Origin of the sequence: Georgenia sp. Z1491, assembly GCF_049856175.1 — a bacterium.
Classification (GTDB): Bacteria; Actinomycetota; Actinomycetes; order Actinomycetales; family Actinomycetaceae; genus JB111.
This window is the reverse complement of the sequence record NZ_JBNDNA010000001.1, coordinates 99,994-113,169: the sequence shown is the minus strand read 5'-3', so window position 1 is coordinate 113,169 and position 13,176 is coordinate 99,994. Positions and strand designations below refer to the sequence as shown.

The 13,176-nt window shown below is 71.5% G+C and carries 10 protein-coding genes and 2 tRNA genes; all 12 read left to right on the top strand.

Translation table 11 applies throughout. The annotated features are described in order from the left end of the window. Positions 1 to 142 precede the first annotated feature (142 nt). The 12 genes from dnaA (at position 143) to ACPYO4_RS00515 (ending at position 13,131) form a co-directional block, all read left to right on the top strand. Entirely contained in the window at positions 143 to 1,624 is a 1,482-nt protein-coding gene (gene dnaA, locus ACPYO4_RS00570) for a chromosomal replication initiator protein DnaA (RefSeq protein WP_425707254.1), read from the top strand. A gap of 434 nt (positions 1,625 to 2,058) precedes the next feature. After that, complete coding sequence (gene dnaN, locus ACPYO4_RS00565; protein WP_425707253.1) at positions 2,059 to 3,186, top strand: DNA polymerase III subunit beta; 1,128 nt, start codon at positions 2,059 to 2,061, stop codon at positions 3,184 to 3,186. A 25-nt stretch (positions 3,187 to 3,211) separates the two neighbouring features. After that, a complete protein-coding gene (gene gnd / locus ACPYO4_RS00560; protein WP_425707252.1) occupies positions 3,212 to 4,138 on the top strand; it encodes a phosphogluconate dehydrogenase (NAD(+)-dependent, decarboxylating) in 927 nt (308 codons plus the stop codon). Beyond that, entirely contained in the window at positions 4,139 to 5,392 is a 1,254-nt protein-coding gene (gene recF, locus ACPYO4_RS00555) for a DNA replication/repair protein RecF (RefSeq protein ID WP_425707251.1), read from the top strand. Beyond that, complete coding sequence (locus ACPYO4_RS00550; RefSeq protein ID WP_425707250.1) at positions 5,389 to 6,060, top strand: DUF721 domain-containing protein; 672 nt, start codon at positions 5,389 to 5,391, stop codon at positions 6,058 to 6,060. The genes recF and ACPYO4_RS00550 overlap by 4 nt, the downstream gene beginning before the upstream one ends. A 216-nt stretch (positions 6,061 to 6,276) precedes the next feature. Beyond that, the gene (gene gyrB / locus ACPYO4_RS00545) at positions 6,277 to 8,400 is read left to right on the top strand and encodes a DNA topoisomerase (ATP-hydrolyzing) subunit B (RefSeq protein WP_425707249.1); all 2,124 of its coding nucleotides are present in this window, start codon (positions 6,277 to 6,279) and stop codon (positions 8,398 to 8,400) included. A gap of 157 nt (positions 8,401 to 8,557) precedes the next feature. Continuing rightward, positions 8,558 to 11,113 (top strand): DNA gyrase subunit A, encoded by a 2,556-nt coding sequence (gyrA, locus tag ACPYO4_RS00540; RefSeq protein WP_425707621.1) that lies wholly within the window; start codon positions 8,558 to 8,560, stop codon positions 11,111 to 11,113. Beyond that, positions 11,110 to 11,610 (top strand): DUF3566 domain-containing protein, encoded by a 501-nt coding sequence (locus tag ACPYO4_RS00535; protein WP_425707248.1) that lies wholly within the window; start codon positions 11,110 to 11,112, stop codon positions 11,608 to 11,610. Before gyrA ends, ACPYO4_RS00535 begins: the two co-directional genes overlap by 4 nt. Positions 11,611 to 11,738: 128 nt before the next feature. Next, a tRNA-Ile gene (locus ACPYO4_RS00530) sits at positions 11,739 to 11,812 on the top strand. Positions 11,813 to 11,848: 36 nt separating this feature from the next. Next, positions 11,849 to 12,016, top strand: coding sequence for a DLW-39 family protein (locus ACPYO4_RS00525; protein WP_425707247.1), 168 nt, complete (start codon positions 11,849 to 11,851; stop codon positions 12,014 to 12,016). A gap of 99 nt (positions 12,017 to 12,115) precedes the next feature. Further along, positions 12,116 to 12,191 (top strand) — tRNA-Ala (locus ACPYO4_RS00520). A 76-nt stretch (positions 12,192 to 12,267) separates the two neighbouring features. Further along, a complete protein-coding gene (locus ACPYO4_RS00515) occupies positions 12,268 to 13,131 on the top strand; it encodes an SAM-dependent methyltransferase (protein WP_425707246.1) in 864 nt (287 codons plus the stop codon). Positions 13,132 to 13,176: the final 45 nt, after the last annotated feature.

Sequence of the window (13,176 nt, the reverse complement as noted above, 5' to 3'; positions counted from 1 at the left end):
GAACCGCACGAGAGTGCGGCCGCCGGGCCGGGGGCAGATGCGCACAACTGTGGACAAGTATGTGGATGTGGCCGTTCCGTGACACAGTAAGGGACCCGCCCGGCACCGGTCGGGCGACAGGCGCGCAAGGAGTGGGGTGGGCGTGGCGACATCCATCGCCGAGGCATGGCAGCTCGCGGTCTCTCAGCTCTCGGACAGCGGGGACATCCGCCCGGCCCAGCTGGCCTTCGTCCGTCAGGCGCGCGCGCTGGGGATCATCGACGACACGCTGCTGCTCGCCGTCGGGTCCGACCTCGCCAAGGACTACCTCGAGATGCAGGCGCGCGAGCAGATCGTCGCCGCGATGTCCCGGGTCCACGGCAGCAAGGTGCGGTTCGCGGTGACCGTCGACCCCTCCTTGCTCGACGAGCCGACGCCGCAACGCCCCGTGGTCACCGAGCTCCCCGTCCCACCGAGCGCGGCGACCCCTGCTCGCCCGCCGTCCACCGGGACGGCCCCGGCGCCCGAGGAGACGCCCGCCCGCAGCGCGCCCGACCGTTCGTCGCAGAGCCGCGGCACGTCGTCGGTCGAGGACAACGGTGACCAGGCCTCCCGGCTCAACCCGAAGTTCACCTTCGAGACGTTCGTGTCCGGGTCGTCCAACCGGTTCGCCCACGCCGCGGCGACCGCCGTCGCGGAGTCGCCGGCGAAGGCCTACAACCCGCTGTTCATCTACGGCGGCTCGGGCCTGGGCAAGACCCACCTCCTGCACTCGATCGGCCACTACGCGCGCAACCTCTACCCGGGGATCCGGGTGAGGTACGTGAACTCCGAGGAGTTCACCAACGACTTCATCAACTCCATCCGGGACGACAAGGCGGAGTCGTTCCAGCGCCGGTACCGCAACGTCGACGTCCTGCTCATCGACGACATCCAGTTCCTCGGCGGCAAGGAGCAGACGGTCGAGGAGTTCTTCCACACGTTCAACACGCTGCACAACGACTCCAAGCAGGTGGTCATCACCTCGGACGTCGCTCCGAAGCAGCTGAGCGGCTTCGAGCAGCGGCTCGTGTCCCGCTTCGAGTGGGGTCTGCTCACCGACGTCCAGCCGCCCGACCTCGAGACCCGGATCGCCATCCTTCGCAAGAAGGCCGAGAACGACCGGCTCGACGCCGCGCCGGAGGTCCTGGAGTACATCGCCTCGCGCATCTCGACCAACATCCGCGAGCTCGAGGGCGCGCTCATCCGGGTGACGGCCTTCGCCAACCTCAACCGGCAGCACGTCGACCGGCCGCTCGCCGAGATGGTCCTCAAGGACATCATCACGGACCCGGAGAGCGAGGAGATCACGCCGAGCCTGATCATGGCGCAGACGGCGGACTACTTCTCGATCTCGCTGGACGCCCTCACGTCGGCGGACCGCTCCCGCGTCCTGGTCACCGCCCGCCAGATCGCCATGTACCTCTGCCGCGAGCTCACCCCGCTGTCGCTGCCGAAGATCGGGCAGCTGTTCGGCGGCCGCGACCACACGACGGTCATGCACGCGAACCGCAAGATCAAGGACCTCATGGCGGAGAAGCGCCAGGTCTACAACCAGGTCTCCGAGCTCACGGCCCGCATCAAGAACCGGGCGCGCGAAGGGTGACCTCGGCCTCGGTCGTGCGCTCACGGACGGTGTGGACCGGTCTGTGGTTCGTCGGTGGACGACCGCGGTCACGATCGTGGACGAGCTGGGGACGACCGACCGCGCTCCGTGGACGGACGAATGACATCCACGGACCGTGTCATTCGTCCACGACGTCCTCCGCAGGACGATCCACATGAATGACAAGCCTCTGACCTGGCCCGACGACGAGAATCCCCAGGATCCACAGGTGCTATGACGATGACGAACCCTAGATCTCGGACTTTGTGGTTCATCAGCCCATGCCCAGGTGCCCCTGCCCGACCCACGACGACCGTCCCGTTCCCGGAGAGCTCCTCCCGCCGACCGCTGCACGCGCTCGAGCACGTAAGGTGTGCCGTGCGCCGCACCCCGTCCATGGAGAGCGCGGAAGTCTTGAGAGAAAGTGATCTACCGTGAAGTTCAGGGTTGACCGCGACGTCCTGGCCGAGGCCGTGTCCTGGACGGCGCGCTCGCTGCCGGCGCGTCCTCCCGTCCCCGTCCTGGCCGGCGTGCGCATCGAGGCCGCCGACGGCCAGCTGACGCTTGCGACGTTCGACTACGAGATCTCGGCGCGCTCCGTCGTCGAGGCCGAGGTCGAGACGGCGGGCACGGTGCTGGTCGTCGGACGCCTGCTCGCGGACATCTGCCGCGCCCTTCCCGCGCGGCCGGTCGACGTCGAGGTCGACGGCACCCGGGTGACCCTGACCTGCGGCGCCTCGCGCTTCACGCTGACCTCCATGCCCGTCGAGGAGTACCCGGCGCTCCCGGCCATGCCGGACAAGGCCGGCACCATCGACGCCGACGTCCTCGCGCAGGCCGTCGCCCAGGTGACCACCGCCGCCTCCCGCGACGAGACGCTGCCGCTGCTGACCGGCGTGCGTGTCGAGATCGAGGGCGACTCCATCACCCTGCTCGCCACCGACCGGTACCGGCTCGCGATGCGTGAGCTGCCGTGGCACCCGGCCGGCGACGACGTCTCCGCCGTCGCGCTGGTGCGGGCCCGCACGCTCTCCGACGTCGCGAAGTCCCTCACCTCGGCCGGTGCGGTCGAGGTCGACCTGGACACCTCCGGCGCCGGCTCGCTGATCGGGTTCGAGGCCGGCGGCAGGCGGACCACCTCGCTGCTGGTCGACGGTGACTACCCGCCCGTGCGCCGCCTGTTCCCCGACGAGACGCCCACCCACGCCGTGGTCGACGCGGCCGAGCTCATCGCCGCCGCGAAGCGCGTGAGCCTCGTCGCGGAGCGCAACACCCCGATCCGGCTCTCGTTCACCGAGGGACAGGTCGTGCTCGAGGCCGGTCAGGGCGACGACGCGCAGGCGTCCGAGGCGCTCGAGGCGACGCTGGTCGGCGAACCGATCACCACGGCGTTCAACCCGGTCTACCTGCTGGACGGGCTGGGCGCGCTCACGCGACCGCTGGCCCGACTGTCCTTCACGCATCCGTCGAAGCCGGCCACGCTCACGGGCCAGGACGAGCCCGACGGCGAGGACTCGAGCGAGTTCCGCTACCTGCTGATGCCCATCCGCTTCGCCGGCTGAGCAGCCGGCCGGTCAAGGAGTAGCCATGCACCTCGGGATGATCGGCATGGGCCGCATGGGCGGCAACATGGCCGAGCGGCTCCGCGCGGCGGGGCACACCGTCATCGGGTACGACCAGGACCCGGCGCTGTCCGACGTCGACTCGCTCGCCGCGCTCGTCGATGCGCTGCCGGCCCCTCGGGCCGTGTGGGTGATGGTCCCCGCGGGCGACCCGACGCGGGCGACCCTCGACGAGCTGTCCGAGGTGCTGTCCGAGGGTGATCTCGTCGTCGAGGGCGGCAACTCCCACTTCGAGGAGGACCGTGCGAACGCCGCGAGGCTGGCCGAGCGCGGCATCCACTACGTCGACACCGGCGTCTCGGGCGGCGTCTGGGGCAAGGACGTCGGCTACGGACTCATGGTGGGCGGCTCGACGGAGGACGTCGAGCGGCTCATGCCGATCTACGAGGCGCTGCGCCCCGAGGGTCCGCGTGAGGAGGGCTTCGTGCACGCCGGACCGGTCGGCGCCGGCCACTTCACGAAGATGGTGCACAACGGCATCGAGTACGGCCTCATGCAGGCCTACGCCGAGGGCTACGAGCTCATGCACGCCCACGAGGACCTCGTCGACGACCCCGGTGCGGTGCTCAACGCCTGGCGCCGCGGCACCGTGGTGCGTTCCTGGCTGCTGGATCTCATGGTGCTCGCCCTGGAGGACGACCCCGACCTCGACGCCATCCGCGGATACGTGGAGGACTCCGGCGAGGGGCGGTGGACGATCGACGCGGCCATCGACGCCGCGGTCCCGGTCCCGGCGATCTCGGCGTCGCTGTTCGCCCGGTTCACCTCGCGCCAGGAGGATTCCCCGGCGATGCGGATGGTCGCGGCCATGCGCAACCAGTTCGGTGCGCACGCCACCAGGCCCGCCGAGGACCCTGCCGGTGAGCCCCCGGTGGGTCCCGCGGCGAGCTAGGTGCGGGTCACGGACCTCGCGCTGAGCGACTTCCGCTCCTACCGCGAGCTCGTGCTCACCCTTCAGCCGGGTGTCACTGCGTTCGTCGGCCCGAACGGCCAGGGCAAGACGAACATCGTCGAGGCGGTGGGCTACCTGGCCACGTTCAGCTCCCACCGGGTCGCCGCGGACACGGCGCTCGTGCGCCGCGGGACGCCCGGCGCCGTGGTCCGTGCCAAGGTGCGCGACGACGAACGGGACACGCTCCTCGAGGTCGAGATCATCGCGGGCCGGGCCAACCGCGCCCGGCTCGATCGTCACCCCGCCCGGCCGCGCGACCTGCTCGGGCACCTGCGCCTCGTCGTCTTCGCCCCGGAGGACCTCGAGCTCGTGCGCGGCGACCCGTCCGGTCGGCGCCGGTTCCTCGACGACCTCCTCGTCCAGCTGCGGCCCCGCCTGTCGGAGGTGCGCCAGCGCTACGAGCGCGTCCTGCGGCAGCGGGTCGCGCTGCTGAAGTCGGCCGGCGCCGCGGCGCGCGCGGGGAGGAGCGTCGACCTGTCGACCCTGGACGTGTGGGACGCCCAGCTCGCGGAAGCGGGGGCGGAGATCGTCGCGGCTCGTGCCGATCTCGTCGCGCGCCTGCGACCGCACGTGGCCGCTGCCTACGGGGACGTCTCCGGTGGACAGGGCGAGGCCCGCATCGACGGCCGGTACTCGCTCGTCGGCGCCGAGGGCGGGCCGGAGCCGGACGCCGCCGTGCTCGCCGGTGTCACGGGACCCGAGACGATCGACGACGACGCCGGACGCCTGGCGCGGCGCGGCGCCGAGGACGTCGAGGAGGGCCTCACGGACCGGACGGCCGTCGCCGACCGGCTGCTCGCCGCGCTGGAGGAGGCCCGCCCGAAGGAGGTCGAGCGGGGCGTGTGTCTCGTCGGTCCGCACCGGGACGACCTCGCGCTGGCCCTGGGCCCGTTGCCGGCACGCGGGTATGCCAGCCACGGCGAGTCGTGGTCCTACGCCCTCGCGCTGCGGCTCGGCGCCTGGCGGGTGCTGCGCGACGCCGCCCGGGAGAGTGGTGGGGGAGACCCGGTCCTCGTCCTCGACGACGTCTTCGCCGAGCTCGACTCGCGCCGGCGCAGCCGCCTCGCCGGCATGGTCGCCGAGGCCGAGCAGGTGCTGCTCACGGTTGCCGTCGACGAGGACGTGCCGGGGGAGCTGGGGGGTACGCGGATCGACGTCGCGGACGGGACCGCGACCGTGCGAGGGGCCCGATGACGAACGACGACGAGCTCGACGACGACCCGCCCGCCTCGCCGGACGCGCTCGCCCACGCGGTGCTCGCCCGTGCGCGCGCCGCCGCCTGGGACAAGGGGCTGCGCACCACGCCGGCGCCCCGGCACATCAGGAGCCGGGAGGACACGGACGCGCTCGACGACGCCGGGGAGGACATCGTCCCCGGGGGCAGCGCAGTCAGCGGCGCAGGGGGCCAGGACGACGCCGCGGACGGGACCCCCGGACGGCGCCGCTCGCCGTGGCGGCCGGGCCCGGGCCTCGGCTGGGCCGGGTCGGGCTCGTCGCCGTCGAGGCGAGACCCGCAGCCGTTGGGCCGGATCGGTGCGCAGCTCGTGCGGCGGCGGGGCTGGGGCCGCGAGCTGTCCCTGGCCTCGGTGGTCTCGCGCTGGCGCGAGATCGTCGGTGACCAGGTCGCCGACCACTGCGCCGTCGAGACCTTCGCCGACGGCGAGCTCGTGCTGCGCACCTCCTCGACGGCGTGGGCGACCCAGGTGCGGCTCCTGCTTCCCCAGCTCGAGCGCCGCATCGAGGAGGAGACGGGCGCCGGCACCGTCTCCTCGATCACCGTCCTGGGCCCCGGCGGACCCAGCTGGAAGCACGGGCGGTTCGCCGTCCGCGGGGGTCGAGGGCCCCGGGACACCTACGGCTGACGTCGGGCAGCACGCCGCGGATCGCACGTGGGTGACACCACCCCACAGGCTGTGGACACAGCCTGTGGATGATTGGGCGGGAAGGGCTGTCCACGGTAGAATCTCACGACCCGTCCGGCGCAGTCCGGGGCATCGCGCCCCGGGGCCGGACACGTGGCGACGAGGGGGCGGTCAGCCTCCCCGTCGTCGCCCGAGAGCCGAGGAGAACCGTCGACCGTGGCAGCAGATCGCAGCGCAACCTCCCCCGAGCACGCCTTAGACGGGACGGACGCAGCTGCACCAGGCGCCCCGTCGACGCCCGGCCCCGCACCGGACGCGAGCACCGGTGCCACGGGCTCCGGCGGGCAGTACGGGGCCCAGAACATCCAGGTCCTCGAGGGTCTGGAGGCCGTCCGCAAGCGACCGGGTATGTACATCGGCTCCACCGGGCCCCGCGGGCTGCACCATCTCGTCTACGAGGTCGTCGACAACTCGGTGGACGAGGCCCTGGCCGGTCACGCCGGCAACATCGCCGTCACCCTGGGTGGCGACGGGTCGGTGACGGTGGTCGACGACGGGCGAGGCATCCCGGTCGACCTGCACCCGACCGAGGGCAAGCCCGCCGTCGAGGTCGTCCTGACGGTGCTGCACGCCGGCGGCAAGTTCGGCGGCGGCGGGTACGCCGTCTCGGGCGGGCTGCACGGCGTCGGCGTCTCGGTCGTCAACGCGCTCTCCCACCGGCTCGAGGTCGAGGTGCGCAGGGACGGTTCCGTCTGGCGGATGTCGTTCGTCGACGGGGTGCCGACCGGCCCGCTCGAGAAGGGCGAGGCGACCGACGCCAGCGGGACCACCGTCAGGTACTGGCCCAACGCCGACATCTTCGAGACCGTCGACCACGACTACGAGACGCTGCGCTCGCGGCTCCAGCAGTACGCCTTCCTCAACAAGGGCCTGCAGCTCACCCTGACCGACGAGCGCCCCGAGGCGGTCGACTCCGGGGACGAGGTCACGGGCGACGACGAGGGCACGGCCGACGACCCGGTCCCCGGCTTCCGCACGATCACGTACCGGTACGACGACGGCCTGGTCGACTACGTCAAGCACCTCAACTCGGCCAAGCGGGTCGACGTCGTGCATCCCGAGGTCATCGCCTTCGAGTCCGAGGACCGCGAGAAGCGGATCTCCCTCGAGCTCGCGATGCAGTGGACGAGCGGCTACAGCGAGTCCGTCCACACCTACGCCAACACGATCAACACCACCGAGGGCGGTACCCACGAGGAGGGCTTCCGGTCCGCGATGACGTCGGTCGTCAACAAGTATGCGCGCGACCACGGGCTGCTGAAGGACAAGGACGACAACCTCACGGGCGACGACGTACGGGAGGGGCTGACCGCCGTCATCTCGATCAAGCTCGGCGAGCCCCAGTTCGAGGGGCAGACGAAGACCAAGCTCGGCAACACCGAGGCCCGCACCTACGTGCAGTCCCAGGTGTACTCCCAGGTCACGGACTGGCTCGACCAGCACCCCAACGAGGGCCGGGACGTCATCCGCAAGGCCCAGTCGGCCGCGGCCGCACGCGTCGCCGCGCGCAAGGCGCGGGAGGCCACCCGCCGCAAGACGGTCCTGGAGTCGGCCTCCATGCCGGGCAAGCTGAAGGACTGCTCGAGCAAGGACCCGCGCGAGTGCGAGATCTTCATCGTCGAGGGTGACTCGGCGGGCGGGTCCGCGGTCGGCGGCCGGGACCCCAGGATACAGGCGATCATGCCGATCCGCGGCAAGATCCTCAACGTCGAGAAGGCGCGCCTCGACCGGGCCCTGGGCTCGGAGACGATCCGCAACCTCATCACCGCGTTCGGGGTCGGGGTCGGCGAGGAGTTCGACCTCGACAAGCTGCGGTACCACAAGATCGTCCTCATGGCCGACGCCGACGTCGACGGCCAGCACATCGCGACCCTCCTGCTCACCCTCGTGTTCCGCTACATGCGCCCCCTGCTCGAGGGCGGGCACATCTACCTCGCGCAGCCGCCCCTGTTCCGCATCAAGTGGACGAACGCCGCGCACGAGTACGTGTACTCGGACAAGGAGCGCGACGCCGTGGTGGCCGACGGCCTGGCCAACGGCAAGCGCCTGCCCAAGGAGAAGGACGGGCCGATCCAGAGGTACAAGGGTCTCGGCGAGATGAACGACTCCGAGCTGTGGGAGACCACGATGAACCCGGACACCCGCACCCTCAAGCAGATCACCCTGGGGGAGGCCGCGGCCGCCGACGAGATCTTCGCGATCCTCATGGGGGAGGACGTGGAGCAGCGCCGCGGGTTCATCCAGCGCAACGCCCACGACGTCCGCTTCCTCGACATCTGAACCGCCGCGGGCCCGCCCACCACCGGGCGGGCCCCGGCACACGGCCGCGCACCGCCGTCGCGGCCCGCCACCCTCTGGCACACCAGCCGACCGAAGGACACCAGTGAGCGAGACACCCGAGCATTCCGGCGTGACGCAGGTCGACCTGCAGGACGAGATGCAGCGCTCGTACCTCGACTACGCGATGAGCGTCATCGTCGGGCGCGCCCTGCCCGACGTGCGCGACGGCCTCAAGCCGGTCCACCGCCGGGTGATCTACGCCATGTACAACGGCGGCTACCGTCCCGAGTCCGCGTTCAGCAAGTCCACGCGCGTCGTCGGAGACGTCATGGGGACGTTCCACCCGCACGGTGACGGCGCCATCTACGACACGCTCGTCCGCCTCGTCCAGTCGTGGACCATGCGCTACCCGCTCGCCGCCGGCCAGGGGAACTTCGGCTCGCCCGGTGACCAGGGTGCGGCCGCCCACCGGTACACCGAGGTGCGCATGGCGCCGCTGGCCATGGAGATGGTCCGCGACATCACCTCGGACACCGTCGACTTCCAGGCGAACTACGACGGCCGGGACTCCGAACCGGTCGTCCTGCCGGCCCGGTACCCCAACCTGCTCGTCAACGGCTCCGAGGGCATCGCCGTCGGCATGGCCACCCGCATCCCGCCGCACAACATGCGCGAGGTCGCGGCCGGCATCCAGTGGTACCTGGAGAACCCGGAGGCCTCCAAGGAGCAGCTCCTCGGCGAGCTCATGCAGCGCATCAAGGGCCCGGACTTCCCGACCGGCGCCACGATCCTCGGCACGCGCGGCATCGAGGAGGCCTACCGCACGGGCCGCGGCTCGATCGTCCAGCGTGCCGTCGTCGAGGTCGAGGAGCTCGACGGCCGCACGTGCCTCGTCGCCACCGAGCTGCCCTACCAGGTCAACCCCGACCGGCTGCTGGAGAAGATCGCCGAGTCGGTCAGCGACGGCCGCGCCCCCGGCATCGCCGACGTGCGCGACGAGACCTCCTCGCGCACCGGCACGCGGCTCGTCGTGGTCCTCAAGCGCGACGCCGTCGCGAAGGTCGTCCTCAACAACCTCTACAAGCACACGCAGCTGCAGACGAACTTCCCGGCGAACATGCTCGCCCTCGTCGACGGCGTGCCCCGCACGCTGTCCCTCGACGGGTTCGTGCGCCACTGGGTGACCCACCAGCTGGAGGTCGTGCGGCGTCGCGCGCAGTACGAGCTCGGCGAGGCGCAGAAGCGCATGCACATCCTCACCGGCTACCTCAAGGCGCTCGACGCGCTCGACGAGGTCATCGCGCTCATCCGTCGCTCGCCAACCGCGGACGACGCGCGCACCGGCCTGATGGAGCTGCTCGAGATCGACACCGATCAGGCGGATGCGATCCTCGCCCTCCAGCTGCGCCGGCTCGCAGCCCTCGAGCGCCAGAAGATCCTCGACGAGCACGCCGCGCTGGCCGCGAAGATCGAGGACCTGCAGGACGTCATCGCGCGACCCGAGCGGCAGCGGACGATCGTCTCCGAGGAGCTGGCGGCCACGGTCGAGCGCTACGGCGACGAACGCCGCACGACGATCCTCCCGTTCGACGGCGAGATGACGGTCGAGGACCTCATCCCCCGGGAGGACGTGGTCGTGACGATCACGCGGGGCGGGTACGTCAAGCGCACCCGCACCGACTCCTACCGGGCACAGCGACGCGGCGGCAAGGGCGTGCGCGGGGCGCAGCTGCGGGAGGACGACGTCGTCGAGCACTTCGGGGTGACGTCCACGCACAACTGGCAGCTGTTCTTCACCACGCTCGGGCGGGTCTACCGCGCCAAGGGCTACGAGCTGCCCGAGGGCGGACGGGACTCCAAGGGTCAGCACGTCGCCAACCTGCTGGCGTTCCAGCCGGGGGAGTCGATCGCGTCGGTGGTCGACATCGCCGACTACCAGGCTGCCGACTACCTCGTCCTCGCCACCGAGCGCGGCCTGGTGAAGAAGACCCGACTGTCCGACTACGAGTCGGCCCGCCAGGGCGGCCTCATCGCCATCAACCTGCGGGAGGACGGCGACGGCGAGCCCGACCGGGTGATCGCCGCGCGCCTGGTGAACGAGGGCGACGACGTGCTGCTCGTGTCCAAGAAGGGCCAGTCGCTGCGCTTCACAGCCACCGACGAGGCGCTGCGGGCGACCGGCCGCGCGACGTCCGGAGTCACGGGCATGAAATTCCGCGACGGCGACCACCTGCTGTCGATGGAGGTCGTCCACCCGGGCGACCAGGCCTTCGTCGTCACCGAGGGCGGCTACGCCAAGCGCACCGAGGTCGACGAGTACCGCGTCCAGGGCCGTGGCGGGCTGGGCATCAAGGTGGCCAACCTCGTCGAGGCGCGCGGCGACCTGGTGGCCACGCTCACCGTCACCGACGAGGACGAGGTGCTCGTCATCATGGCCGGCGGCAAGGTGGTGCGCTCCCGGGTGGACGAGGTCCGCCTGACCGGACGCAACACCCAGGGCGTCTCGTTCGCCCGCGTCGACGACGGGGACCGGATCATCGCAGTGGCGAAGAACGCCGAGCGGGAGGTCGCCGAGGAGGTCGAGCGTATCGAGGAGGCCGCGGGCGAGAGCGCCGGCGCCGGCACACCGTCCCCGGACGCGGCCGACGAGCGGGTAGCGTCTGGCGAGCAGGTGCCGGGGGACGGCGCCGACGACGACGGAGGTAACGCGTGAGCGAGGCATCGACCCGCGACGGAGGCCGGTCCCGCACCACTCCACCACCTCCGCCCGAGGACCAGGCGTCCGCCCGGTCGGGTGGTGGCGCCGCCCGGGCCTCCGGAGGGGGAGGACGGCCTGCCGGGCGGTTCGCCGGGGCGCGCACCGCGCGTCTCACGCTGGCCCGGATCGACCCGTGGTCGGCGATGCGCCTGTCGTTCCTGCTGTCGATCGCCGCGGGCATCATGCTCGTGGTCGCCGTGGCCACCGTGTGGTTCGTGCTCGACCAGATGTACGTCTTCTCGGAGATCGAGGAGCTCCTGGCCACGATCGGATCGGCCAGCTTCCTCGAGCTCATGCAGCTGCTCGAGTTCGACCGCGTGATGTCTCTCGCCGCGATCATCGCGGTGCTCGACGTCCTCCTGCTCACCGTGCTCGGTGCGCTGGCGGCGTTCCTCTACAACCTCGTGGCGGCGCTGGTCGGCGGCCTGTCGGTCACCTTCACAGACGACTGACGCCCCCGGTCGCCGAGCGTGCGGGAACTCACCACGTGCGCGTCCCTCACGAGTTGGGTAGCGGCCGGGGAGTGGGCTAAACTCGCACGTCGGCGCGCCGTGCGTGTCGAGCCCGCTCAGCCGGGCACGGGCCTGTAGCTCAGTCGGTTAGAGCGCTTCCCTGATAAGGAAGAGGTCGATGGTTCGAGTCCATTCAGGCCCACTGTCCCACCCACGCTCGAGGCACCGGAGGACGTCCATGAAGAAGGTTCTGATCGTTCTTGCGGCCGCGGTGGCCGGGTACGCCGTCTGGATCAAGGTGCAGCAGGACCGCGAGGAGCGGGCCATCTGGGCCGAGGTCACGGACGACCCCCACCCCGCCGAGGGCCCCGGCCCCAACCCGCAGTCCGGGGCGACCGAGGGCTGACCGAGCACCATCCGCCGGTTCCGACCGGCGGCATCCGCGACGAGTAGTCTCGTCGCACGGCCCGACGACGAGTCGGCCGGCCGGTTCCACCGGCCACGAGGGGCCATGGCGCAACTGGTAGCGCACCTGCTTTGCAAGCAGGGGGTTCGGGGTTCGAGTCCCCGTGGCTCCACCACGTCCCGCCGGCAGAGCAGCCGGTGACCGGACGGTCCGCTCACCAGCCTGTCCCTCGGGGATGACACCATGCACCGATGACCGCGCTGCGGGGCGAGAGGGACGCCGTCGTCGACGCGCTGCGCACCGCCGGCTCCGTGTTCGCCGAGGAGGAGGCCGAGATCCTGCGGGGCAGCGCGGAGCACCCGGCAGAGCTCGATCGCATGCTGGCCCGACGCCTCGTCGGTGAACCGCTCGAGCACGTGGTCGGCCACGTGCGGTTCGGCGGTCTGCGACTCTCGGTCGGCCCTGGTGTCTTCGTCCCCCGCCGCCGCACGCGCCGCCTCGTCGCGGCAGCCCTGCACGCTGCCCGAGAGGTCCTGTCCACCCGGGCCTGTGCCCGTCCACCCGTGATCGTCGAGGCCTTCTCCGGGGTGGCACCGGTGGCCAGCGCCGTACGGGAGGCTCTGCCGTCCGCAGAGATCCATGCCGTGGACTCTTCGCCCGTCGCGCTCGAGCACGCCCGGACCAACCTCGGACCCGACGCCGGTATCCAACGCGGTGACGTCCTGCAGGGCCTCCCGGCGACTCTGCGCGGCCGGGTCGATGTCGTCGCCGCGGTCCCGCCCTACGTCCCCGACGACGCGATCGACCTCCTTCCGCACGAGGCGCGCGACCACGAGCCGCACGCGGCGCTGCTGGGTGGCCCCGACGGCCTCGACCACGTGCGAGCACTCGTCACGCAGGCCGCGCAGTGGCTCGGCCCCGGCGGCGTGCTTCTCGTCGAGCTCCACCGCGACCAGGAAGAACCGGCCGCCGAGCACGGCCGCTCGCACGGCCTGCTCCCCGAGCGTGCTCCCTGCGCCGGGCTCGCGCCCGACGACGCGGACGACGCGGACGACGATCCATGGTCCGACGACGAGCAGACCGTCGTCCTCGTGCTGCGCGCGCCGGGGGCCTGACCGCGGTGGTGTGCACGACCGTTCCGCCCACGTCCGGTCGTGACG